Origin of the sequence: Streptosporangium sp. NBC_01755 (assembly GCF_035917995.1) — a bacterium.
GTDB lineage: Bacteria > Actinomycetota > Actinomycetes > Streptosporangiales > Streptosporangiaceae > Streptosporangium.
In genome coordinates this window covers 7,797,268-7,818,629 of record NZ_CP109131.1, presented here as the reverse complement: position 1 = coordinate 7,818,629, position 21,362 = coordinate 7,797,268, and the positions used below count along the sequence as shown (strand labels likewise).

27 protein-coding genes are annotated in these 21,362 nt (G+C 69.8%); 11 read left to right on the top strand and 16 right to left on the bottom strand.

Annotated elements, in window-relative coordinates; translation table 11 throughout:
* Positions 1-41: 41 nt before the first annotated feature.
* From ligA to OG884_RS35930, 3 genes are all read right to left on the bottom strand, one after another.
* Positions 42-1,631, bottom strand: coding sequence for an NAD-dependent DNA ligase LigA (gene ligA / locus OG884_RS35940; RefSeq protein ID WP_326640337.1), 1,590 nt, complete (start codon positions 1,629-1,631; stop codon positions 42-44).
* Entirely contained in the window at positions 1,631-2,182 is a 552-nt protein-coding gene (locus OG884_RS35935) for a DUF6444 domain-containing protein (RefSeq protein ID WP_326640335.1), read from the bottom strand. The genes ligA and OG884_RS35935 overlap by 1 nt, the downstream gene beginning before the upstream one ends.
* A gap of 128 nt (positions 2,183-2,310) precedes the next feature.
* Complete coding sequence (locus OG884_RS35930) at positions 2,311-2,883, bottom strand: Tn3 family transposase (protein ID WP_326640333.1); 573 nt, start codon at positions 2,881-2,883, stop codon at positions 2,311-2,313.
* Between OG884_RS35930 and OG884_RS35925 the strand changes: the two genes are divergently transcribed.
* Entirely contained in the window at positions 2,869-4,557 is a 1,689-nt protein-coding gene (locus OG884_RS35925; protein WP_326640329.1) for a hypothetical protein, read from the top strand. The two genes, OG884_RS35930 and OG884_RS35925, sit on opposite strands and share 15 nt — an antisense overlap.
* Positions 4,558-4,580: 23 nt before the next feature.
* Here the strand turns inward: OG884_RS35925 and OG884_RS35920 are convergent, their stop codons facing one another.
* Entirely contained in the window at positions 4,581-5,594 is a 1,014-nt protein-coding gene (locus OG884_RS35920) for a tyrosine-type recombinase/integrase (RefSeq protein ID WP_326640327.1), read from the bottom strand.
* Positions 5,595-5,702: 108 nt separating this feature from the next.
* On the opposite strand from OG884_RS35920, the gene OG884_RS35915 reads away from it, so the two are divergent.
* From OG884_RS35915 to OG884_RS35890, 6 genes are all read left to right on the top strand, one after another.
* The gene (locus tag OG884_RS35915) at positions 5,703-6,038 is read left to right on the top strand and encodes an ArsR/SmtB family transcription factor (RefSeq protein WP_326640325.1); all 336 of its coding nucleotides are present in this window, start codon (positions 5,703-5,705) and stop codon (positions 6,036-6,038) included.
* A gap of 16 nt (positions 6,039-6,054) precedes the next feature.
* Positions 6,055-7,284 carry an arsenite methyltransferase gene (gene arsM / locus OG884_RS35910; RefSeq protein ID WP_326640323.1) on the top strand — a complete coding sequence of 410 codons (1,230 nt, stop codon included), beginning with the start codon at positions 6,055-6,057 and terminating at the stop codon, positions 7,282-7,284.
* Positions 7,285-7,694: 410 nt separating this feature from the next.
* Positions 7,695-8,345 carry an arsenate reductase ArsC gene (locus OG884_RS35905; protein WP_326640321.1) on the top strand — a complete coding sequence of 217 codons (651 nt, stop codon included), beginning with the start codon at positions 7,695-7,697 and terminating at the stop codon, positions 8,343-8,345.
* Between the two features lie 81 nt (positions 8,346-8,426).
* The gene (locus OG884_RS35900; protein WP_326647100.1) at positions 8,427-8,768 is read left to right on the top strand and encodes an ArsR/SmtB family transcription factor; all 342 of its coding nucleotides are present in this window, start codon (positions 8,427-8,429) and stop codon (positions 8,766-8,768) included.
* Between the two features lie 31 nt (positions 8,769-8,799).
* Complete coding sequence (gene arsB / locus OG884_RS35895) at positions 8,800-9,918, top strand: ACR3 family arsenite efflux transporter (RefSeq protein ID WP_326640319.1); 1,119 nt, start codon at positions 8,800-8,802, stop codon at positions 9,916-9,918.
* Positions 9,911-10,315, top strand: coding sequence for an arsenate reductase ArsC (locus tag OG884_RS35890; protein WP_326640317.1), 405 nt, complete (start codon positions 9,911-9,913; stop codon positions 10,313-10,315). Before arsB ends, OG884_RS35890 begins: the two co-directional genes overlap by 8 nt.
* 53 nt (positions 10,316-10,368) lie before the next feature.
* Here the strand turns inward: OG884_RS35890 and OG884_RS35885 are convergent, their stop codons facing one another.
* The 10 genes from OG884_RS35885 to OG884_RS35840 form a co-directional block, all read right to left on the bottom strand.
* Positions 10,369-10,908 carry a M28 family metallopeptidase gene (locus OG884_RS35885; protein ID WP_326640315.1) on the bottom strand — a complete coding sequence of 180 codons (540 nt, stop codon included), beginning with the start codon at positions 10,906-10,908 and terminating at the stop codon, positions 10,369-10,371.
* Entirely contained in the window at positions 10,899-11,345 is a 447-nt protein-coding gene (locus OG884_RS35880) for a hypothetical protein (protein ID WP_326640313.1), read from the bottom strand. Before OG884_RS35880 ends, OG884_RS35885 begins: the two co-directional genes overlap by 10 nt.
* A 541-nt stretch (positions 11,346-11,886) precedes the next feature.
* Positions 11,887-12,348, bottom strand: a complete 462-nt coding sequence (locus OG884_RS35875; protein ID WP_326640311.1) for a MerR family transcriptional regulator — start codon at positions 12,346-12,348, stop codon at positions 11,887-11,889.
* Positions 12,349-12,362: 14 nt separating this feature from the next.
* Complete coding sequence (locus tag OG884_RS35870; RefSeq protein ID WP_326640309.1) at positions 12,363-12,707, bottom strand: hypothetical protein; 345 nt, start codon at positions 12,705-12,707, stop codon at positions 12,363-12,365.
* Between the two features lie 80 nt (positions 12,708-12,787).
* The gene (locus tag OG884_RS35865; RefSeq protein ID WP_326640307.1) at positions 12,788-12,925 is read right to left on the bottom strand and encodes a hypothetical protein; all 138 of its coding nucleotides are present in this window, start codon (positions 12,923-12,925) and stop codon (positions 12,788-12,790) included.
* Between the two features lie 149 nt (positions 12,926-13,074).
* Complete coding sequence (locus tag OG884_RS35860) at positions 13,075-13,422, bottom strand: metalloregulator ArsR/SmtB family transcription factor (RefSeq protein WP_326640306.1); 348 nt, start codon at positions 13,420-13,422, stop codon at positions 13,075-13,077.
* 33 nt (positions 13,423-13,455) lie between these two features.
* The gene (locus OG884_RS35855) at positions 13,456-14,724 is read right to left on the bottom strand and encodes an MFS transporter (RefSeq protein WP_326640305.1); all 1,269 of its coding nucleotides are present in this window, start codon (positions 14,722-14,724) and stop codon (positions 13,456-13,458) included.
* Positions 14,721-14,996: a hypothetical protein gene (locus tag OG884_RS35850; protein ID WP_326640304.1), complete on the bottom strand. Its 276-nt coding sequence runs from the start codon at positions 14,994-14,996 to the stop codon at positions 14,721-14,723. The genes OG884_RS35855 and OG884_RS35850 overlap by 4 nt, the downstream gene beginning before the upstream one ends.
* A 48-nt stretch (positions 14,997-15,044) precedes the next feature.
* Positions 15,045-16,457 carry an FAD-dependent oxidoreductase gene (locus OG884_RS35845; RefSeq protein WP_326640303.1) on the bottom strand — a complete coding sequence of 471 codons (1,413 nt, stop codon included), beginning with the start codon at positions 16,455-16,457 and terminating at the stop codon, positions 15,045-15,047.
* Between the two features lie 309 nt (positions 16,458-16,766).
* Positions 16,767-17,270, bottom strand: coding sequence for a hypothetical protein (locus tag OG884_RS35840; protein ID WP_326640302.1), 504 nt, complete (start codon positions 17,268-17,270; stop codon positions 16,767-16,769).
* Between the two features lie 87 nt (positions 17,271-17,357).
* On the opposite strand from OG884_RS35840, the gene OG884_RS35835 reads away from it, so the two are divergent.
* Together OG884_RS35835 and OG884_RS35830 are read left to right on the top strand one after the other, a co-directional pair.
* Entirely contained in the window at positions 17,358-17,696 is a 339-nt protein-coding gene (locus OG884_RS35835; protein WP_326640301.1) for a PadR family transcriptional regulator, read from the top strand.
* Entirely contained in the window at positions 17,678-18,256 is a 579-nt protein-coding gene (locus OG884_RS35830; RefSeq protein WP_326640299.1) for a hypothetical protein, read from the top strand. The genes OG884_RS35835 and OG884_RS35830 overlap by 19 nt, the downstream gene beginning before the upstream one ends.
* A 181-nt stretch (positions 18,257-18,437) precedes the next feature.
* Here the strand turns inward: OG884_RS35830 and OG884_RS35825 are convergent, their stop codons facing one another.
* On the bottom strand, positions 18,438-18,779 hold the full coding sequence (locus OG884_RS35825) for an ArsR/SmtB family transcription factor (RefSeq protein ID WP_326640297.1): 342 nt from the start codon (positions 18,777-18,779) through the stop codon (positions 18,438-18,440).
* A 57-nt stretch (positions 18,780-18,836) separates the two neighbouring features.
* On the opposite strand from OG884_RS35825, the gene OG884_RS35820 reads away from it, so the two are divergent.
* Together OG884_RS35820 and OG884_RS35815 are read left to right on the top strand one after the other, a co-directional pair.
* Positions 18,837-19,925, top strand: a complete 1,089-nt coding sequence (locus tag OG884_RS35820) for a flavin-containing monooxygenase (protein WP_326640294.1) — start codon at positions 18,837-18,839, stop codon at positions 19,923-19,925.
* Positions 19,926-20,041: 116 nt separating this feature from the next.
* On the top strand, positions 20,042-20,773 hold the full coding sequence (locus OG884_RS35815; RefSeq protein ID WP_326640292.1) for an ankyrin repeat domain-containing protein: 732 nt from the start codon (positions 20,042-20,044) through the stop codon (positions 20,771-20,773).
* Positions 20,774-20,830: 57 nt separating this feature from the next.
* Here the strand turns inward: OG884_RS35815 and OG884_RS35810 are convergent, their stop codons facing one another.
* The gene (locus tag OG884_RS35810) at positions 20,831-21,178 is read right to left on the bottom strand and encodes a thioredoxin family protein (protein WP_326640290.1); all 348 of its coding nucleotides are present in this window, start codon (positions 21,176-21,178) and stop codon (positions 20,831-20,833) included.
* Between the last annotated feature and the right edge of the window lie 184 nt (positions 21,179-21,362).

The following is a 21,362-nucleotide window of genomic DNA, read 5'->3' as shown; positions in this document are numbered from 1 at the left end:
GGTGAGAAGGACCTGGCCGGACACGCCGGACTCCGTCCTGATCAAATGAACGGGCCGACGAGGCCGGCGAACTCCTCCGGGCCGACGAGGCCGGCGAACTCCTCCGGGCCGACGATCCGCACGCCCAGGCTCTCGGCCTTGGCCCGTTTGGAGCCCGCCTTCTCCCCGGCCACCAGCAGGCTGGTCTTCTTCGAGACGCTGGAGGAGGATTTGCCTCCGGCGCGTTCGATCAGCTCGTTCATCTGGTTGCGGGTCAGCGCCTCCAGCGCTCCGCTCATCGCGCCGGTGACCACGACGGACATCCCGGCCAGCGGACCCTCGGCCGTGCCCCTCGCCTCCGCGTCGGCGCGGGCCTCGGTGTCAGGACCGGCAGGTGGCGTCCAGCCCGGCTCGGTCATGGTGACCCCGGCCTTGACCAGCTTGTCGATGAGGTCGGCGAGCTCGACCAGCTCGGCCACCACCACCGGCGCCTTCTCCGGGCCGATGCCCTCCACCGCCTGGATCGCCTCGGCGTCGGCCGCGCGGATGGCGTCCATATTGCCGAAGTGCCGGGCGATGCGGCGGCTCATGGAACGGCCGGTGCCGCGCACGCCCAGCGCGCAGAACACCCTGCTGAGCGGTTGCGCCTTGGCCCGCTCGATGGCGGCCAGCAGGTTGTCGGTGCTGGTCTCGCCCATCCGTTCCAGGCCCAGCACCTGCTCGCGGGTCAGATAGAACAGGTCGGCGAAGTCGGCGATCAGCCCGGCGTCCAGCATCTGCTGGATGCGGTTTTCGGCCAGGCCCTCGATGTCGAGCTGGTCGCGGCCGGCGGCGTAGCCGATGGAGGCGATCGCCCGGCAGGCACGTCCGCGTACGCACCGCCACCGCTCCTGGGAGGCGTCGATCGCGTCGCCGCAGGACGGGCAGACCTGCGGGATCGCGATCGGCTGCTCGTCGCCGGTGCGCAGGTGCACGACCGGGGCCTCGACCCGGGGAATCACGTCTCCGGCCTTGTAGACGACCACGCTGTCGCCGAGCATCAGACCGTGGCGGGTGATGTCGGCGACGTTGTGCAGCGTGGCGTAGGTGACGATGCTGCCGTCGAGCTCGACCGGCTCCAGCACGGCGCGCGGGGCGATGACGCCGGTGCGGCCGGTGTTCCACTCGACACCGATCAGCTTGGTGATCTTTTCGGTGGCGGGCAGCTTGTAGGCGATCGCCCACCGGGGCGCACGCGAGCTGAAACCGGCCTCTGCCTGGTCCGCGGCGAGATCGCACTTGATCACGATGCCGTCGATGCCGAAGGCCAGATCCGCCCGTTTGGCGGCGATCTGTTCGACTCGCTCCTGGACCTGTTCCAGGGTGGCGGCGACGATCCCGCCGACGTCGGTGACGGCGGGAGTCTGCACGCCCTGCCCGGCGACCCAGGCCATGACCTCGCTGTGCGGCAGCTCGCGCAGCCGCACGGCCGGCTCGGAGGCGTCGTCGGGGTGTGGCAGCGCGCCGTAGCCGAAGAACGTCAGCTCGCACACGTACGGCCGGTCCTGTGCGCGCAGTGTGCCGGCGGCGGCGCTGCGCGGGTTGGCGAACGTGCTGCCGTCGTGCGCGTGGCGCTTGGCGCACGCCTGCTCGAACTGCGACGCGGTCATCATCACTTCCCTGAAGAATGAGTATGTTCAAGGGACAGCGGAGGTGAGTGCGTGGGCGAGTGGCGTGTGGTGTGGGTTCCCGATCCGGAACGGTTCGGCGCGGATGACACTCCTGGCGGCCGGGCTGCGGTGTGGACCTTGCCGCAGCCGCAGGCCACCGTGTGCAGGTTGTGCTGGATGGTGGTGGCGCTCATCAGCGGTACCTCGACCTGCTGATGGCGGGCCGTGACACCCAGATCGGCCGCGCCGGTCAAGGCAGCGCCGCATCCGCACATCCCGGACGGGAAATGATCGAGGGTGTCGTCAGGATCATCCGACCAGGCCAGAGTGGCTCCCGGCGCACCAGGTTGTTTACCCGGACGGCGTTTCGCGCCGCGGCCGGGCTTGGCCTTCGGCTGCGTCTTGCCGGGCAGATCGTCACCGGCCGAGGACATCCCGGAATTGCCACTGTTGCGCGAGAGCAGCCGCTCCAGTCGCGTGACCCGTTCGCGGAGCTCGGTGTTCTCCTTCTCCAAGGCGGTCACCCGCTCGGTCAACCGGGCGTTCTCGGCCAAGAGAGCCCGCGACAGAGCGATCAGCTCCTCGCGTGACATCTCCTCCAGGCCAGACACCGGATGATCTCACCACGATCCGCACACTTGATCAAAGTGACGCAACGTGAGAGACACGGCTCACTCGTTACTCATCGCGCAGGGGATGAATGCTTACAGGTGAAGTTGTAGTAGGTGACGCCTTTGGCGCCTTTGCCCTTGCCGAAGTACTTGGTGTTGGGCCCGGCGTTGATCGTTTTGACCGGGACGATGAACCGCAGCCCGTCGGCGGAGGCCAGCTCGCCGCCGCCCCAGGCGGCGACCAGCCCCAGGCGGGCGTGGTGGTCGACCAGGGCGGCGTTGGCGGCGGTGATGGTGGCGGCGCGGATGTAGTTCTGCTCGACCCAAAACAGCCGGTCGACGCTCAGGGCGGGGTCGCCGTCGCTGACCATCGGGCCCATGCCGACGTTCATCGCCTGGGCGACCAGCACCGCGGCGATCGAGGTGGTCATGTCGTCTTTGCGGGAGGGGGCGTGGGACAGGTGGACGAAGTGCTCCAGGCAGCCGGTCCACGAATGCACCTCCAGCAGCGCCTCGGGCAGGTCGACGGCGGGGATGCGGGCGTCGACGTCGGCGCGTAGCGCGGTAAGAGAGGCGGGTTCGTCGAGTTTGTCCAGACCGGTCAGCGCGAGATGGTCCTTGCCGTCACGGTGCTCGATGCGCACCGAGGGGTTGAGGGCGAGCTCGCCGCGGTAGCCCGCCAGTTGGCCACGGTGGGCGTGGCATCGGACCCGACGCCGTTCAAGGCCGCCGCCATCGCTGCGGTCAAAGTGCTGATGGCCGCGGTGGCCGACCCGGTGATCGTGCAGGCGGCATGGCGTGATCTGGGCAAGGCGTGTGAGCCGTGTACGTCGACGGCCCAGACCACGGCCCAGACCATCGCGCTTCGCCGCGACCTGTTCCTGCTGCTGGCCCGTCGTAGCGGGCGCAACGTGGAGGATCTGTGCCGCGCGCTGGCCGGGGTACTGGCTGATGAGCCGGTCGCCGTCTACGCCGCGCGGGTGGCGGTCGGTGACCAGGAGCCGGTCGGCTCCGGTCTGAGCCATCTCACCGTGGGGGCTCTGGCGGGCTTGAAGGTCACCCAGCAACGTGATCTGTGCCTGCGCCTGCTGGCGTTGCCCCTGCGCACCGGCGGGCATGTGGTGTGGCTGGCCTTCGAGCGGGCCCGGCTGCGTACTGGTGTGCTGCGCGCCGAGCGGGTGATCTTCTTCGACAGTGAGCGCATACCGGCCACGCCGGAGGCGGTCACCGCCGCCTACACCTCGCTGGTGCCCGAACTCAGCGAAGAAGACGCCACCGTGATGGCCGAGGAATTGCCGCACGCCAAGGGTGTGGTGCTGGCCCGCGTCGACCTTCCCGCGGGCATCTACAGCGACCCGGTAGCGGTGGCCGCCGATCAAGTCGACGCGCTGGTCACGGTCGCGACTTTCCACAGCGGCCACATCACCGAAGATCACTGGCGGCTCATGAGCGGGTACTCCCACCTCAGCGCTCGCGGCTCGGCCTGGCAACGTTTCACCCGCCCCTCTGACCGCCTCGGGGCAGGATCTGGCCGCGTCCACGACGAGATCGCCGTGAACGCCGCGAGCGTCTTGTCCCGGCTGTCGGCGGCCGAGGAGTCAGTGGCGCAGGCGCTGGAGATTCTGCGCTGGTGGCGCCGCGCACGCGAGCAGTCCTCCCCCGCGGGTGTGATCTTGAATGTGCGGGTGCTGGAACTTCTCGGCGCCCGCCTGCATGCCCCTGCCTGGGAGCGCTATGTGCGTGACTACCTGCGCGCGGCGTGGATCACCAACGCGATGCGCGAGGAGGTGACCAACACGGTGTTGCGGGCGGTGGGCGCCGGCTCCGATGGACTGCCCGAGCAGGAATGGAAGCGCCTGAAGGTCCTGCGTGGCCAGGTGCTGGAGATCGATGATGACAGGTGGCGGGCGCTGCTGGTGGCGGGCAGTAGCCGGACCGCCTTGGCGGAGCTGGTCTCCATCTATCCCCTCCACCATCCGCAAGGACGCCGGGTACACACCCTGGCCGCGCGGCTGCACGACCGAGCCTCCGTCATCACCTGGCAAGATGAGCTGGGCCAGCGATGGATCTGTCTGTTGTCGCGCCTGGCCCGGATCCGTAACGCGATCACCCACGGTGGCCCCGTCACCGTGGCAGCGGCAGACACCGTCTTCGGCTTCAGCGATCAGCTGGCCGGACAAGGCGTGTCACTGGCGTTGAAAGCCGCAATGGACGGCTCCCCCCTCGCCGCCACCCACGCGGCCTTCCGCGCAACCTCCGACGGCCTGTTCAACGACTTGTGCACGGTAGGTGATCCCGCGTCGTTGCTTCACACCTGAGGCCGCCATCCGGCACAGCTCGTTCAGTGGTCGGTGATGAGCGCCTCCAGGGCGGCGGCGCGGTCGGCCGAGGTGGGCAGGGTGTACTGGCGGGTGGTGTCCAGGCGCTCGTGGCCCATGAGCTCGGCGACCAGGATGAGGTCTTTGCCGGCGCGCACGAGCTGGGTGCCGAAGGTGTGGCGCAGTACGTGCGGGCCGAACGGCTCGGCCACATCGTCGTTGATGCCGGCCGCGGCGCCCAGACGCACGATGATGTCGCGGGCGGCCCGGTCGCTCAGGCGGCCGCCGCGGACGTTGAGCACCAACGCCGCACCGGCGGCGCCGGGCCAGGTGGCGCGCTCTTGCAGCCAGGCCTGCAACGCGGTACGCAGGTCCGGGTGGAGGTCGACGGTGCGGATCTTGCCGCCGCCGTGGCCCTTGCCGAGCACCCGCAGCTCGCCCTTGCGCGCCGACAGCCGCACATCAGCCACCTCCAGGGCGACGACCTCGCCGATGCGCAGGCCCGCCAGGTAGGGCAGCAACGCGATCACCGCATCCCGGGTGGAGGCGTTCTTCTCCACCTCGCGCAGGTAGCGGCGCACCCGGCGCTCGTCCAAAGCCTTGGGCGCGGTGCGCCGGACGGCGCGCTCACGCCGCGCAGGGGTGACGGCCAGAGCCGCGCGGGCGTGGAAGTCATCGACGGCCGCCAGCACGTTGTCGATCGTGATGGGCGCACGACGGCCGTTCTTCAAATGGCGGCGATAGTCGCGCACCGCCCAGGCCGCGGCCGCGGGGTCGGCGAGCGGGTCACCGTCCAGCATGCCGTCGGCTGAGGCCTCGGCGACGAAGGCGAGGAACCCGCGCACCCGCGACAGGTACTTGGCCCGGCTGGAGTCGGCCAGCGGCGAGCCCTCCAATGCGATGCCGTAGTCGGCCAGCGCCCGATCGTAGGGCGGCGGGAGTTGAGCAGGGCGGCGGCCCCGCAATCGCGGCTGCGTGTTTCCGGAAGTCGTTTCGAGCCCCTGCGCTACCGGCTTCTGCGCGTTTCCGGAAGTCATACCCGGAGTCTGCTTCCGGAATTGAACAATTCCGGAAGCAGACCGCGAAGATCGAGCGGAGCCGAAGGTGTTGCCCCGCTCATCTTAATCGATTATCGTCGATTTTCGATGAATGAGAAGCTGAAGCCGCTGGACCGCGAGGCGGCCGAGGAGTACGCGAGCTGGTTCAAGGCGCTGGCCGATGGCACGCGCATCCAGATCGTGTCGTTGCTGGCCCGGCGGCGCGAGCCGATGAGCGTCGGGGAGATCGTCGCCGCCGTCGGGATCGGCCAGTCGACGGTGTCGCACCACCTGAAGATCTTGTCGGAGGTGCGATTCGTCCTGGTGGAGCGGCACGGCACCTCCAGCCTGTACCGGATCAACGAGGACTGCGTGAGCTGCTTTCCCACCGCCGCCGACGTGGTGATGGGCAATCCCGTTCCCGCGATGCCCGCCTGCGACTGAACTTAGGAGCACGTTCATGGAACACGACGAGGTCGTCACCCGCTACTCCGGCCTGGCCCGCGCGGCACTGGCCGGTGAGACCGTCGCCGACTGCGGCGCCGACGCCTTCGAACGGGGCCGATTCGGCGCGGCCGGCTACGACGACACCGCGGGCCTGCCCGAGGGCGCGCTGCGCGCCAGTCTCGGCTGCGGCAACCCGGTCGCCGTCGCCGCGCTGCGTGCGGGTGAGAGCGTGCTCGACCTGGGCAGCGGGGGCGGCATCGACGTCTTGTTGTCGGCGCGCCGGGTCGGCCCGCACGGCAAGGTCTACGGCCTGGACGCCAGCGCGGACATGGTGGAGCTGGCCCGGCGCAACGCCCGCGAGGCGGGCGCGACCAACGTCGAGTTCATGTGCGGCGCGATCGAGGCGATTCCGCTGCCCGATCACGCGGTCGACGTCGTCATCTCCAACTGTGTGATCAACCTGTCCAGCGACAAAGCCGCCGTGCTGGCCGAGACCTTCCGGGTACTGCGGCCAGGCGGGCGCCTGGGCCTCAGCGACGTCGTCACCGAAGGCGCCCTCGATCCTGAGCTGCGGGCGGCCACCGAACATCGGGTGGGCTGCGTCGTCGGCTCGCTCAGTGTCGCTGAGTACCGCCAGCTGCTGGCAGCGACTGGTTTCGTGGCCACCTCGATCACGCTGACCGCCGAGCACGGCGACGGTGTCCACTCGGCGATCATCCAGGCGGTCAAGCCCGCGATCTCGCCCGGCCTGGAGATCCGGCCGATGCGCGACGCCGACGCCGAGCAGGTATTGACCATCTACCGGGCGGGCTTGGAGAGCGGCCACGCCAGCTTCGAAACCGTCGCCCCCAGCTGGGAGGGCTTCACCTCGAGCAGGCTCGCACATCTGCGCTACGTCGCCGTCGATACCGACAGCAGTGAGGTCGTCGGCTGGGTGGCCGCCTCACCGGTGTCGGCGCGGGCGGTCTACGCCGGAGTCGTCGAGCACAGCGTCTACGTCCATCCCGGCTGCCAGGCTCATGGGATCGGCCGGGCCCTGCTGAGCGCGTTCATCGCCGCCAGCGAGGACGCCGGGATCTGGACGATCCAGTTCGGGATCTTCCCGCAGAACGCCGCCAGCCTCTCCCTGCACCAGGCGCTCGGCTTCCGGGTGGTCGGCACCCGCGAGCGCGTCGGCCGCCACCACGGCACCTGGCGCGACGTGGTCATGATGGAGCGGCGCAGCACGACCGTCGGGCGATGAACCCCGAGGCAGGCCGGGAGTGAGGCGCGGGAACATCCGGCGGCCGGTGGTGGTCGTGCATCTCGTGGCCGGTGTGCCCAGTGTCCCCGGGCCTCACCTATCGCCTTCGCGGAATACCGTTCGGCTGGAGCCGCGTTGCGCATTTCGCCGAGAGGCGACCTGCACACCGGTACGCACACGTTGAACCGAAGGCCCCGCCCTTAAGGGCGGGACTTTCGGCATGTCCGACGACCGTGTGACCTGCGGGCCGCACGCCCGTAGCGCGGGCCAATGCCCCTCAGGCCTGGGCAAAGGTGCACGTCTGCTGTTCATCCGCCGTTTACCCACGCTGGGATCGATAGATGCCAATATCAGCAAGAGTCGAATTAGACACTCATCGATTCCATAAGCGGACGCCCTGGGAGCCAGCGATGACCAGTACCGACAAGCGCGACGACTTGACCATCGACCAGCAGCTGGCCATCGCCACCGCGGCCCGCCGACTGGGTGAGGAGTTCGCCGGCACCTTCTCGGTCGAGACGATCGAGCGGTTCCTGCACGCCAGCTACGACCAGTTCGCCACCCGCGCCGCGGTGGCCAACTTCCTGCCGCTGCTGGCCGAGCGGTTCGCCCGCCAGCGGCTGCACGCCCTGGCCCGCGTCGAGGGCAAAAGCGACGGGCGGCCGATCGTGTTGTTCTTGTGCGTGCACAACGCCGGCCGCTCCCAGATGGCGCTGGGCTTCTTCTCCCATCTGGCCGGTGAGCACGCGGTCGGCTGGTCGGGCGGCTCGGAGTTCGCCACGGAGATCAACCCGGCCGCGATCACCGCGATGGCCGAGCGCGGCATCGACATCTCCCGGGAGTTCCCCAAGCCGTGGACCGAGGAGATCGTCCGGGCCGCCGACGTCGTGATCACCATGGGCTGCGGGGACACCTGCCCGATCTTTCCCGGCAAGCGCTACCTGGACTGGGAACTGCAGGACCCCGCGGGCAAGAGCGCCGAGGAGGTATGCCCCATCCGCGACGAGATCGAGCGCCGGGTGCGCGCGCTCCTTGACGAGCTCGGCGTGCCGGTCAGCTGACCCCCGCACACCGGGCACTCATAGACATCTGTCAATATAGACAATGCATGACTTCGATAAGCATCTATGTCCGGAGGTCTGATGGAGCTGCTGGAGATCCTTGAGTGCAGCCCGCCGCTGGTCCGCGAACCCTTGGACGCCGGGCAAGCCGCCGGGATCGCCCCGGTGTTCAAGGCCCTGGGCGACCCGGTCCGGCTGCGGATCTTGTCGATCGTGGCCAGCCACTCGGGCGGCGAGGTGTGCGTGTGCGACATCACCGGCGCCTTCGAGCTGTCCCAGCCCACCATCAGTCACCACCTCAAAGTGCTCAAAGAAGTCGGGCTGCTGACCTCCGAGCGGCGCGCCTCCTGGGTCTACTACCGCCTGGTCCCCGAGACCTTGACCGAGCTGTCGGCCCTGCTGAACACCCCCGCCACCGTCTGACCGCGCACCATTGCACCGTTAGGGAAGATCCATGTCCTCAACCCCGTCCCCGACCCCGGCCGTCGTGAGCCAGAGCGGCGTGATGGGCGCCCTATCCACCCTGGATCGCTTCCTTCCGGTGTGGATCGGCCTGGCGATGGCCGCCGGGCTGCTGCTGGGGCGCCTGGTGCCCGGCCTGAACTCCGCGCTGGAGACGGTCAGGATCGGTGAGATCTCGCTGCCGATCGCCCTGGGCCTGCTGCTGATGATGTACCCGGTGCTGGCCAAGGTCCGCTACGACCGCCTCGATACGGTCACCGGCGACCGTCGCCTGCTTCTTGCCTCCCTGGTGCTCAACTGGGTGCTGGGCCCGGCGCTGATGTTCGCGCTGGCCTGGCTGCTGCTGCCCGACCTGCCCGAATATCGCACCGGTCTGATCATCGTCGGACTGGCCCGATGCATCGCCATGGTGCTGATCTGGAACGACCTGGCCTGCGGCGACCGTGAGGCCGCCGCCGTCCTGGTCGCGATCAACTCGGTCTTCCAGGTGGTCGCCTTCGGCGTGCTCGGCTGGTTCTACCTCGAGGTCCTGCCCGGCTGGCTGGGCCTGGGCGAAGGCACCGCTCTGCAGGTCTCGGCCTGGGACATCGCCTGGTACGTGCTGATCTTCCTCGGCATCCCCCTGGCCGCCGGATACCTGTCGCGCACGCTCGGCGAACGCGCCCGCGGCCGCGACTGGTACGAGGAGCGCTTCCTGCCGAGGATCGGGCCGATCGCGTTGTACGGGTTGTTGTTCACCATCGTCATCCTGTTCGCCCTGCAGGGCGAGACGATCACCTCCCGGCCCGGGGACGTGGCCCGCATCGCGGTGCCGCTGCTGGCCTACTTCGCCCTCATGTGGGGTGGCTCCTTCCTGGCCGGCCGGGCGATCGGCCTGACCTACGAGCGCACCACCACGCTCGCCTTCACCGCGGCGGGCAACAACTTCGAGCTGGCCATCGCGGTCGCGGTCGGCGTGTTCGGCGTCACCTCCGGCCAGGCCCTGGCCGGGGTGGTCGGCCCGCTCATCGAAGTGCCCGTCCTGGTGGCGCTGGTCTACGTCAGCCTCTGGGGCCGCCGCCTGTTCACCACCACCACCTCCACCACCTCTGAGGGATCGGTTCATGCCTGATACGCCCAGCGTGTTGTTCGTCTGCGTGCACAACGCCGGACGCTCCCAGATGGCCGCCGGCTGGCTCACCCACCTGGCCGGAGATCGCGTCGAGGTCCGCTCCGCGGGCTCGGAGCCCGCCGAGAACATCAACCCGGCCGCCGTGGCGGCGATGGCCGAGGTCGGCATCGACATCACCGGCCAGAGGCCGAAGATCCTCACCACCGAGGCCGTCCAGGACTCCGACGTGGTCATCACCATGGGCTGTGGGGACGCCTGCCCGTTCTTCCCCGGCAAACGCTATGAGGACTGGAAGCTCGACGACCCTGCCGGCCAGGGCATCGAGGCCGTCCGGCCGATCCGTGATGAGATCCGAGCCCGCATCGAGAAACTGATCGCCGAGCTCGACACCAAGTAACCACCGCCCGCTGCCCCGCCCCGCCTGGTCCAGGCGGGGCGGGGCAGCCCCTGCTAGGCCTGCGGCGCCTCGGCCAGCAGCCACACGGTGGCCACCAGCAATCGTGCGGCGGCCAGCAGCGTGTCCGGCTCGACGCGCTCGGGGGTTTCGGCGGGGGTCTGGTAGCCGGGCATGCCCATCCCGATGCCGATCGCGGCCAAACCGTGCGCGGCGTAGCGGCGGTTGTCCGAGGCCATCGCCCCGGCCCGCAACGCCACCCCGGTGCGGCGCCCGGCCTGGTCCAAGACGGACAGCAGCCCATGGGCCGGGCCGCCCGCCTCGACCGCGGCCGCCTGGTGCAGCTGCGCGGCTCCGTCCAGGTTGATGGCCTGGGTGTCCGGCGCCACAGCAGGGGCGTGGTGGGCCGAACCCCATGCGCCAGTCTCTTCTGCGTCCAGGAAGGACACCGACAGATTCAGCGGCGCTCTCAACGAAGCACGCAGGACGCGGGCGGCCTCCAACACCGCGGCCACCCCGGAGGCATTGTCGGCCGCGGCGGGCAGGCGACGATCGGGGTCATCACCCACCCCGTCGAAGTGCGCGCTCAGCAGCACCCGCGGCCCACCTTCCGGGTCCCGCGCCATCGCCTCGTCCGCGGCGTCCTCCCCGATCGGCAGGTGGCCGTGGACGTTGATGCCCTGGCCAGGTGCTCGACGAAATCGCGGCGATGCTCCAGCTGTCGGACCGTCGTATCGGTGCTCCAGCTCAGTGCTGGCGTGCGATACAGCTCCCGCACCTCGGCGACGTCGAACGCATCGAGCCGCACCTGGGCGCCCAGCCCGGCCAGTTGCTCAGCGAGCCAGGAGGCGGCGGCCCGGCCACCGGGGGTGCCCACCCGCCGGCCCGCGTAGGCCTCGTCGGCCAGGTGTTCGACGCAGGCGAGCATCCGCTGCGCGCTGACCTGCTCCAGCGCGGCCGCCAGGCCGAAATCCTCGACCATCTCCGCCGCCACGGGCGGGGAGACCGCAGGGGTGGAGGGCGGAGAGCTCATCCGCAGCACCCGGCGGCGCCACCGGCCGCGCTACCTGAGGGAGTCGCCGCGACCGGTGCCTGCCCGCAGCATCCGCTCTGAGCCGCCTGCTCGGCCTCAGCTGTGCTTCCGCAACACGACACCGCCGCGGCGTCGGCGAAGGCGGGCGTGGTGGTGGCAGGGGCGGAACCTCCGCAACATCCTCCTGCCGCGGGCGGAGCGAAGGCCTCCTGCAGGTTCCCGATGAATCCGCCCGCGCGCTGATCTGCCATGATGTGCTCCCCTTTTTGGAGTGGCGGCAGGTGTCTTGGCGCCGCGCAAACCCCACTCGGATTTGACATTCATCTAAGTAGGAGCAGCGTCTCACCCTGATTAGAGAAGCGTCAAGTTAGAAGAGTATCTAAATAATGGAGCCTTCTTCTCCTTTGGAAAGCGCTGGTCCCGGGATCACCCCCGCGGCGCGTACATGATCACCGCGACATCGGCCAGGCAGACCAGGGCGCCGATGCGGTGAGGGGCACGGTAGAGGGCGTGCGGTGGTCGTGGTGGGTACTCACGTCGATCAGCTCTCCTCGGAGGTGCGGTTCGCGGCCAGGTCGGCGAACGGCAGGGGACAGTCGGGGCAGGTGCACCTGGTCAGGCTGTCGCAACCAGCGGAGACCACCGCGCTGAGCGCCCCCCGGATGGTGGCCAGGTCGGCGATCTTCGTGTCCACTTCGGCGATCTTCGCCTGGGCGCGGGCACGCAGGTCGGGGGTGGGGTGGCCGCGCCGTCCGGTGGCGATCAGCTCGGCGACCTCCTCCAGGGTGAAGCCGAGCCGCTGGGCGACTTTGATCACGGTCAGCAGGGTGACGGTCTCGGGCGGGTAGGCGCGGTGCCCGCCGGGGCTGCGCGCCGGTTCGGCGATCAGCCCGCGGCGTTCGTAGTAGCGCAAGGTCTGCGGGTTGACCCCGGCGGCCTCGGCCACCTGCCCGCTGCGCAGGTACGGGCCGCCCGAGCCCTGCAGCATGACGTCTTGCCTCATACCGGCAGCCCCGCTTAGGCGGTGGCTGCTGCGGCGCGGGCCTGCAGCGCGTCCAGCACCTCCACCTGCTCCGGTGGCACCGCGACCTCCAGCGCCAGGTGGCCGCCCGTGATGGTCAGGGTGAAGGTGAAGAAGGAACAGCAGCCGTTCTCCCGCGCCGTCAGCCCGGCGGCCTGGGCGGCGTGTTCCGGGCTGAAGACGAGCTCCAGCCGCAACCGGGTGCGCTCCGGGCGCGCGATGGCCTGCACCGCGTCGGCGAACAAGGCATCGAACTCAGCCACCCGCAGCGGCTGCTCGGCGGTGGGCAGCGTGCACGCCGCAGGAGCCCATCCCTGTTCAAGGGAGATGTTCTGTGTCATACCCCGACGGTAAGCCTGTACCCAGGTACCGAATGCAAGCCCCCAAGCGCCAAAATCCGGACCGATCCTCTCCGCAGCCTTCACAACAGATCGCGGGCGATGTCGTTGACGGCATCGCGGGCCAGCTGAGGAGCGGCGCCGTCCACATGATGACGGATGACCATCTCCAGCTGAGGGCGGACTTTAGCGGCGATCTCAGCGGCCAGATCCTTGGCCACCGCCCGGTCGGCCGGGCGGGGCCGCTAACGGTGAGGCCCCGCTCACCGCGGGGCGAACACTAAGGCGCCGTAGGCCGGGGCGGCCGCACCATCAGGCATGGCCCGCCCGCCTCACGGCCGACCGGCCGCTTCCCCTGGCGCTGGCGGGCTCACACGCTCGCGGACTCGGCCAGCGGGGTGAACAGCGCACCCAGCCGGGCCACGGCAGCCGGGACGATCCAGTAGTAGACCCAGGTGCCACGGCGCTCAGAATCGATCAGCCCGGCCGTCCGCAGCACTTTGAGGTGGTGGGAGATGGTGGGGCCGCTCAAGTCGAAGGCGGGGGTCAGGTCGCACACGCACGCCTCGCCGCCCGCGTGGGAGCCGATCATCGACAGCAGGCGCAGCCGGACCGGGTCGGCGACGGCTTTGAGCATCACCGCCAGGTCGGCCGCGTCATCCTCCGACAGTGGCTCGCGGGCGATCGGCGCGCAGCACTGGGCGGTGGTGGCGGTCATACGGCAACTCCCCTGCTTCGACGTTCGTCTAAATCATACGCGGTGGTAGGCGACCAGCGCGAACGCGGCGACGGCGCAGGCCACCGCCACGGCCGCCATCACGCACGTGTAACCGGCCGCCTGGGCCAGCGCGACCGCGCCGAGAGGAGCCAGCGCCTTGTCGGCGACGGAGAAGGCGGCGACCCGTCCCGACAGCGAGGCGTAGGCGCTGGTGCCGTAGCGCTGCAGGAGCAGGTGCGGCAGGGTGATGGAGGCGATGCCGAAGCCGAGCCCGAATCCGAGCACGCAGCCGATGGCGCCCGGCACCGTCCGCCCGGCCGGCGGGAGCAGCGCGGCGGCGACGCCCTGCAGGGCAAAGATCGCGGCGGCGATGAGGGCGGCGGGCAGGCGGCGCTGCAGGCCGGTGGTGAGCAGGCGGCCGGTCACCGACAAAACCCCCAGCAGCCCGGCCAGTGTGGCGGCCAGAACCGGTGAGTGACCCAGGTGGATGAGGTAGGTGATGAGCAGGACGGCCATCACCGCCACCGCGCCGCCGTTGGCGGTGAAGGCGATCACCAGCAGCCAGAACGGCCGTCGGCGGGTGGCGGCTTTGACGATTTCGGCCCGCTCGCGGGTTGTGGCCGCCCGGCGCCCGGCGCGGGCGGGGCGGCGTACGACGAGCGCGTGCAGCGGGATCGCTGCCACGCCGTAGATCGCGGCCAGGACCACCAGGGCGGTGCGCCAGCCGTAGGCGTCGACCAGCAGGCCGGTCAGTGGCAGGAAGATGGTGGAGGCGAACCCGGCGACGACGGTGAGCGCGAGCAGGGCGTTGGCCCGGCCATGGCCCTGGCTGTGGTCGGGGCCGTCGAACCAGCTGACGATGACGGCGAAGGCGCTTTCGTACAGCACCATCGCCGAGGCGATGCCGATCGCGGCGAAGACCGCGTACAGCTGGGCCAAGTTTTCAACCTGCGACCAGGCCAGGACGGCGAGCGTGCCGATGACCGATCCCGCGGTCATCAGGCCCCGGCCGCCGCGGGCGTCCAGCAGGCGGCCGACCAGCGGGGCGCACAGCGCGGCGATCAGGATCGAGCCGGTCAACGCGGCCGCGACCTGGGCGCTACTGACGTGCAGGTCGGCGGTCATCGGGGTGAGGAAGACGGAGAAGGCGTAGTAGAGCACGCCGTAGCCGATGGTCTGGGTGACGGCCAGGGCGGCGACGATCCGCCAGCCGCGCCCCGAACGCGGCTGGCCGCCACCCCCGGGAGCGGGGGCGGCGGCCTCAGTGGCAGCCTCGGTGGCGGGTTCAGCGGCGGAGCTCACCGAAGCGTCCCGGCGCAGCCGATCAGCCGGCGTCCATCGGTCGTGGTCATCCAGCGGCCAGGTGATGGGTCTTCGGCGATGAACCCCTGGACGTGCAGCCGCCAGGCCAAGGGTCCAGCCGTCCGGGCGATCGCCGGGGCGAACGTGGGGTTGCTGCTCGGCCCGCGGGCGGCGACCAGGCACTCACCCAGCCGGTGGGTGTCGATCGGTCCGTGCTCGCAGATCAGGCGCAAGACTTCCCTCTGGGCGGCGGTGGGGTATCCCTCAGACATCTGAAGCTCCTTGTCGGTGCGGCTTCGGCGCTGGTCGATGGCAGGTGGTCAGCCGCAGCAGCCACCACCGTCGCCATCGCCGCCGCCGACGGTGACCAGCGGGAGCGAGGTGGCCAACAGGCCGCCGCTGATCCCGGTGGCCAGACCGACCCGCCGCTCTTGTGCCTCGACCAGCCCCGAGGAGCACACGCCGGTCTCGGGCAGGTCCAGCTGCACGTCGCGGGCGGCTTCCCAGTCGCCGGCCAGCGCGGCGACAACGGAACGGACCTGCTCGTATCCGGTGGCCATCAGGAACGTCGGGGCGCGGCCGTAGCTCTTGACGCCGACCGCGTAGTAGCCGGACTCCAGGTGGGTCAACTCGTCGACGCCGTGCGCGGGGACGGTGCCGCAGGAGTGCTGGTTGGGGTCGATCAGCGGGGCCAGGGCGCGGGTGGAGCCGAGGATCGCATCCAGGTCCAGGCGCAGCTCGGCGGCGATGGAGTGGTCGGGCCGGTAGCCGGTGGCGGCCACGATGCGGTCGACGGTGACCGACTGCTCGGCGCCCGAGGGGTCGCGGCTGATCACCGTCACCTGGCCGCCATTCTCCGTGATCGAGTGGGTGTAGAAGCCGGTGATCAGGGTGATGCGGCCCGAATCGACGTGCGCCCGCAGCCGGGTGCCCAGCGCGCCGCGTGCCGGAAGGGCATCGGCCTCGCCGCCGCCGTAGGTGCGGTCGGCGTTGGTGGCGCGAATCGCCCAGGTGATGGGGGTGTCCTCCAGCTCTGCCAGGGCCAGTAGCGTGGTGGCCGCCGAATGGCCCGCCCCGACGACCAGGGTGTGCTTGCCCTGGTAGATCTCGCGGTCTGCGCCCAGCACATCAGGCAGCGCGTGGTCGATGCGCGCGGCCGCCTCGTGCTCGCCGTAGGCGGGCAGGCCGCTCGCGCCCAGCACGCTGGGGGTGGTGTAGGTGCCCGAGGCGTCGATGACCGCCCTGGCCCGCAGCTCTTCACCATCGGACAGCCGCAGCAGGAAGGGGACGTCGTCTCGGCCGGTGCTGCGGACCCGGTCATATCCCAGGCGGCTGATCGCGGTCACCTTCACCCCGAGGCGCAGCCGGGGCGCGATGGCCGGGTGCTTGGCCAGCGGAGCCAAGTAGTTCTCGACCAGTTCGGCGCCGGTGGGCAGCCAGTCCGGATCCGGGGCGCTCCAGCCATCGGCTTCCAGCAGTTGGCGGGCGGCGCCGTCGATGTTGTAGCGCCACGGACTGAAGACCCGCACGTGGCTCCACTGGGCGACCGAGGCGCCGACCTGCTGCCCGGCCTCCAAGATGAGGAAGTTCAGGCCGCGCTCGGCCAGGTGCGCCGCGGCGGCCAGGCCCACCGGGCCCGCCCCGATGACCACGATCGGCAGCGCATCGGTCTGCGCGGGAGCGAGAAACTGCTCGATCTCGACCGCGGCCGGGCCGCAGCATCCATCACTCATGGCTCTTCTCCTGAAAACGCGTAGTGATCGTCAAGGACCAGTGGATCGACAGGCTTATGGACGTGAGCGCTGACTCCGTCAGCGCGGCGGCTCGCCTCACCCCTCTGAGGCGGGGCGTGTCGAACGTGACGGCTTAACGTCCTGGCGGGCTGGCGGGCTGGCGGGCTGGCGGGCTGGCGGGCTGGCGGGCTGGCGGGCTGGCGAAACAGAGCACACCCCACACCTCCTGATTAGAAGAGTGTCGAATCAAGAGATAGGTTGCCTCACTGATTCGAAATCTGTCAAATCAGGAGAGTGTTATTTTGAAGATCACGGTGTCGTCCGCCTCGCAGGAAGGGCGCGCTTGAGCGCGCGGGCGACCAGCGGAAGTCCAATGAGGCTGGGCAGTACCCAGTAGCTCCAGGCGGGGAGCCGGTCCCAGAGTGGCAGGTTGGGGCCATTGTCGACGTAGAAGCCGGTCAGCAGCGCGACGTAGGACAGCCCCATCCCCATGATGTGGACATGCGGTCGGCGCCGCCGGTTCAGGTGGCCGGCCAGGCCTGCGGTGAAGGCCAGCGAGCCGATGGCGAACAGGTGGGCGTTCTCCCGCCAGCGGATCACCGCCAAGATCGTCATCGTGGCGAAGATGATCGCCAAACCCCAGATGTAGATCCGGCCGAACCGCAGGTGCCGGGCGCCGCCCTTGCGCGACAGCGCGGCCACCGCACCGCAGATCACGCAGACCAGACCGGCGACGACATGGACGGCCAGCGCCGCCAGGAAAACCGGCCCCGCGTCCGGGACCGGGAGGCCGAAGACGGTGATCTCGTCCATGCCGCACTCCATGCGTAGTGTTGCTATATATAGCGACGCTACTCCGGTGATTGCCTGGGCGGAAGAGCCGATATAGCGTTACTACCTATGAGGGCCGAAGCGCTCAAAGGACATCTGGACGGCCTGCTGCTCGCCGCGCTGGAGAGCGGGCCGATGCACGGGTACGCGGTGAGGGAAGCCCTTCGGGAAGCGACGCAGGGGCGCATCGATCTGCCCACCGGCACCGTCTATCCGGCATTGCACCGCCTGGAACGGGCCGGACTGATTTTCGGGAGCTGGTCGGTTGTCGCCGGCCGGCGACGCCGCAGCTATGAACTCACCAGCGCCGGACGTGCGGCGCTCGGCGGTGAGCGGGCCAACTGGCAGGAGTTCGCGAGCGCGGTCACCGCGGCGCTGGGGGCACGGCCATGGCCGGCCACGACCTGATCACGGCCCAGCTCGACGTCCTCGCGGCCCGGCTGCCCGCCCAGGTGGTGGAGGAGCTCGCCGACGGGCTCGAGGAGGCCTACGAACTCCATCTCGACGCCTGCGGCGATCCCGCGCAAGCCGCACGGGCCGCCATCGCGGAGTTCGGCGACGCCGACATGGTCACGGCAGCCTTCTTGCGTGAATCACCGTGGCGGCGCACCGCCCTCATCCTGCTCCTCACCGGCCCCCTCATGGCCGCCGCCTGGGCTTTCACACTGCTCACGGCGGGCGCGTGGGCCTGGCCCCTGCCGCTTTTCGCCAAGATCTCCTACGGTGCGGCACTCGTGACGATCGTGTGCGCCCTGCTCTTCGTGGTCCGGGAGAAGCTGGCCTATCGACGAACGCGCCTGGCCATGATCGGCAGCGTCCTGGGGTTGATCGTCCTTGACGTGCTCATGCTGACTGCGATCGCGGTCATGACGCCGGTGCCGGTGTGGCCGATGGCGGTAGTCGTACCGGCAAGTGCGATCCGGATTCTGGCCGTCGCGCGCAGGCTTCCCGCGGTCATTGCCTCATAACTACGTCGCGTCGCTCACCGGCGAAGGCGGCCAGCTGCAGGGCGGTGACCGGCTCGATGCCGAGTTCGGTGGCCGACGCCGCTGGGATCATCGCGCTCTATGCCGCCGGCGCCGATGATCTGCACGGAATTCCTGCGACTGTGATCGGCCGATCTATGTCGACGTGCCGGCAAGCCGGGATTCACCCGCAGGCGGCGTCCGAGGTGCAGGCGTTCGGCGGGCAACACGCCTGCAAGCTGAGCTGCAGATCGGCCAGGGCCTGGCCGATCCGGCCGGGATCAGCGCGGTAGTAGACCGTCTTCCACTCCCGCCGGGCGCTCAGTACCCCGCCGTCGCGAAGCGTCGCCAGATGAGTTGAGGTGGCCGATTGGGCCAGCGCCATCCGTTCGGCGACCTCGCCCACTGTCAGCTCGATCCCGCCGGCGAACAGCATGAGGATCTGCTGGCGGGTGTCGCTGGCCATCGCCTTGAGGAAACCACGCGCGGCGTCGGTCAGCTCGATGTCGGTGTTTCCCGTCTCCATGGAGCGATTCTATCCGTCATATTGTCATTTCTTGATTTGACGATACGATCCCGGTTCATGGACACCATCGTCATCGGCGGCGGCCAAGCCGGACTGACCGCCACCCGGGCTCTTCTGGACGCCGGCTTGACCCCGGTGCTCCTGGAGGCAACAGACCAGACCACCGGCTCCTGGGGCCGCTACTACGACAGCCTCACCCTGTTCTCACCCGCCCGCTACAGCTCCTTACCCGGCTTTCCCTTCGGCGGTGATCCCGACCGCTACCCCCGCCGCGACGAGGTCGTCGACTACCTGGCCCGCTACGCCCGCGATCTCGGCCGCGGGGGCGCCGAGATCCGCACCGGCGCCCGCGTCACCGCCGTCGAAGCCGACACCCATCGCGGTGCCCGGGGCGGTGGCTTCGCCGTGCATCTGGCCGACGGCAGCACACTGAACGCGCCCACCGTGATCGCCGCCAGCGGATCCTTCGACCGTCCTCACCTGCCCGTCCTGCCGGGCCGCGACGGCTTCACCGGCCAGATCCTGCACGCCGCCGCCTACACCGGCCCCCTGCCATACGCGGGCCGGCGCGTCGTCGTGGTCGGCGCCGGCAACTCCGCCGTGCAGATCGCCTACGAACTCGCCGAGACCACCACGGTGACCCTGGCCACCCGCACGCCGATCCGCTTCGTCGACCAGCGCCCCCTGGGCAAGGACCTGCACTTCTGGTTCACCCTCACCGGCTTCGACCGCCTGCCCGCCCGCCTGGTCACCACCCCGCCCACCGTCCCCGTCCTGGACGAGGGCGCCTACCGCCAGGCACTACGCGACGGCCGACTCGATCGGCGCCCGATATTCACCCGCCTCGACGAAGGCGACGTGGTGTGGGCCGACGGCAGCCGCGAACCCGTCGACGTCGTACTGCTCGCCACCGGATACCGGCCCAACCTCGACTACCTCAACGGGCTCGGCGCCCTGGACGAGCGCGGCCACCCGCGCCATGACCGGGGCCTGTCCACCACCCATCCCGGGCTGGGCTTCCTCGGCCTGGAATGGCAACGCACCCCCGCCTCCAACACCCTGCGCGGAGTAGGCCGCGACGCCCGCCACCTCACCGGCAAACTCACAACCCACCTCAACACCCGCCGCTTTCGGGCGGGCGTATGACGAAGGCCACCTCCCCAGCTCTCCGCCGCCGAGAACGCCCCATCGGCCTCTGGGGAAGATGAGGGCAGAAATTAGCGGTAGCTGCCTCGCACCGCCCGACCCGGCAGTATGGGGCCATGGCCTATCTGGACACCGAGGACCCCGTCGCGGCCGCGACGGCGAAGGCGATTCACTCCGGCGACACCACCGGGCTCCGGAGGCTGCTGGAGACTCATCCTGGGCTGGCGACCGTCCGGCTCGGTGACGAGGGCGGCATGTCACGGACTCTGCTGCATGTGGTGACCGACTGGCCCGGCCATTACCCGAACGGCCCGCAGACGGTGGCGGTTCTGGTCGCAGCCGGCGCGGACCTGAACGCCCCGTTCGAGGGCGGCCACACCGAGAGGCCGCTGCACTGGGCGGCCAGCAGCGACGACGTGCCGGTTTTGGACGCGCTCCTGGACGCAGGCGCGGACATCGAGGCTCCCGGGTCGTGCATCGGCACCGGCGGTACCGCGATGACCGACGCGTGCGCGTTCGGCCAGTGGAACGCCGCCCGCCGCCTGGTGGAGCGTGGCGCGTCCACCACGCTGTGGGAGTCGGCGACCCTCGGTCTGATGGACCGCATCATCACGCACTTCACCGGCGGACGGCAGCCGGACGCCGAGACGATCACCCATGGCCTGTGGTCGTCTTGCCACGGCGGCCAGCGGGCGTCCGCGCAGTTCTTCCTGGAACGCGGCGCGGACATCAACTGGGTTGGCTACGACGATCTGACGCCTCTTGACGCCGCCCTGCGCACCGGCGCCGCCGACCTCGCCGCCTGGCTGCGCACCCAAGGAGCACGCTCAACGGCCGACCTCACCTGAGACATGGGCTGGCCCCCTCCCGAGCACGGCCGCAATCGGGGCGGCACCTGCGTGGCTTCACGCCTGCTCCAGTGCTCGGCGCAGGGCCGTCACCGAGGGCGCGCCGCCGGTGGAGCCGGTTTCGTCGCGGTAGAGACGACACGACACACTGGTCGGGGTGCCCGCCGAGGCAAACACATCGACGCCGTTGATCAGCAAGGTCGGGGAGCCATGCATGCCCAGCGCGGCCGCTGACACCTCATCGTCGATCACGTGCTGGGTGATCATCGACGCTCCGGGGTGCCCGGCCAGCGCCTGGGTCAGGCGCTCGTGCAGGACAGCCGCGTTCGGGCAGTCCTGCACGGTCAGCACGGTGAGCTCCAGCATGCAGGCCTCCTGCAGGATCGGGCGGATGACGGTCACCATGCACGGTAGAGGCTCCAGCGCGCCAGGGAGTCACCGAGGGCGCCTGCTCCGCGAGAGCGTGGTAGGCCCTCAATCAGGCCAAACTTGCCCGGCACAGAACTGAGATGAAGATCAACCCGAATACCGATCTGGAGTACACGAAGCCAACCGTGTTACAGGAAGTCCCATCGCTGCCGCAGTTTCC

What these genes read in the sequence shown, in the direction of transcription:
- OG884_RS35875 (WP_326640311.1), bottom strand. Translation starts at nt 12,348, where the DNA reads ATGAGGCAAGACGTCATGCTGCAGGGCTCGGGCGGCCCGTACCTGCGC.
- OG884_RS35860 (WP_326640306.1), bottom strand. Translation starts at nt 13,422, where the DNA reads ATGACCGCCACCACCGCCCAGTGCTGCGCGCCGATCGCCCGCGAGCCA.
- OG884_RS35820 (WP_326640294.1), top strand. Translation starts at nt 18,837, where the DNA reads ATGGACACCATCGTCATCGGCGGCGGCCAAGCCGGACTGACCGCCACC.
- OG884_RS35850 (WP_326640304.1), bottom strand. Translation starts at nt 14,996, where the DNA reads ATGTCTGAGGGATACCCCACCGCCGCCCAGAGGGAAGTCTTGCGCCTG.
- OG884_RS35830 (WP_326640299.1), top strand. Translation starts at nt 17,678, where the DNA reads ATGGCCGGCCACGACCTGATCACGGCCCAGCTCGACGTCCTCGCGGCC.
- arsB (WP_326640319.1), top strand. Translation starts at nt 8,800, where the DNA reads ATGTCCTCAACCCCGTCCCCGACCCCGGCCGTCGTGAGCCAGAGCGGC.
- OG884_RS35845 (WP_326640303.1), bottom strand. Translation starts at nt 16,457, where the DNA reads ATGAGTGATGGATGCTGCGGCCCGGCCGCGGTCGAGATCGAGCAGTTT.
- OG884_RS35835 (WP_326640301.1), top strand. Translation starts at nt 17,358, where the DNA reads ATGAGGGCCGAAGCGCTCAAAGGACATCTGGACGGCCTGCTGCTCGCC.
- OG884_RS35815 (WP_326640292.1), top strand. Translation starts at nt 20,042, where the DNA reads ATGGCCTATCTGGACACCGAGGACCCCGTCGCGGCCGCGACGGCGAAG.
- OG884_RS35920 (WP_326640327.1), bottom strand. Translation starts at nt 5,594, where the DNA reads ATGACTTCCGGAAACGCGCAGAAGCCGGTAGCGCAGGGGCTCGAAACG.
- OG884_RS35870 (WP_326640309.1), bottom strand. Translation starts at nt 12,707, where the DNA reads ATGACACAGAACATCTCCCTTGAACAGGGATGGGCTCCTGCGGCGTGC.
- OG884_RS35905 (WP_326640321.1), top strand. Translation starts at nt 7,695, where the DNA reads ATGACCAGTACCGACAAGCGCGACGACTTGACCATCGACCAGCAGCTG.
- OG884_RS35900 (WP_326647100.1), top strand. Translation starts at nt 8,427, where the DNA reads ATGGAGCTGCTGGAGATCCTTGAGTGCAGCCCGCCGCTGGTCCGCGAA.
- OG884_RS35915 (WP_326640325.1), top strand. Translation starts at nt 5,703, where the DNA reads ATGAATGAGAAGCTGAAGCCGCTGGACCGCGAGGCGGCCGAGGAGTAC.
- OG884_RS35890 (WP_326640317.1), top strand. Translation starts at nt 9,911, where the DNA reads ATGCCTGATACGCCCAGCGTGTTGTTCGTCTGCGTGCACAACGCCGGA.
- ligA (WP_326640337.1), bottom strand. Translation starts at nt 1,631, where the DNA reads ATGATGACCGCGTCGCAGTTCGAGCAGGCGTGCGCCAAGCGCCACGCG.
- OG884_RS35840 (WP_326640302.1), bottom strand. Translation starts at nt 17,270, where the DNA reads ATGGACGAGATCACCGTCTTCGGCCTCCCGGTCCCGGACGCGGGGCCG.
- arsM (WP_326640323.1), top strand. Translation starts at nt 6,055, where the DNA reads ATGGAACACGACGAGGTCGTCACCCGCTACTCCGGCCTGGCCCGCGCG.
- OG884_RS35825 (WP_326640297.1), bottom strand. Translation starts at nt 18,779, where the DNA reads ATGGAGACGGGAAACACCGACATCGAGCTGACCGACGCCGCGCGTGGT.
- OG884_RS35810 (WP_326640290.1), bottom strand. Translation starts at nt 21,178, where the DNA reads ATGGTGACCGTCATCCGCCCGATCCTGCAGGAGGCCTGCATGCTGGAG.
- OG884_RS35880 (WP_326640313.1), bottom strand. Translation starts at nt 11,345, where the DNA reads ATGAGCTCTCCGCCCTCCACCCCTGCGGTCTCCCCGCCCGTGGCGGCG.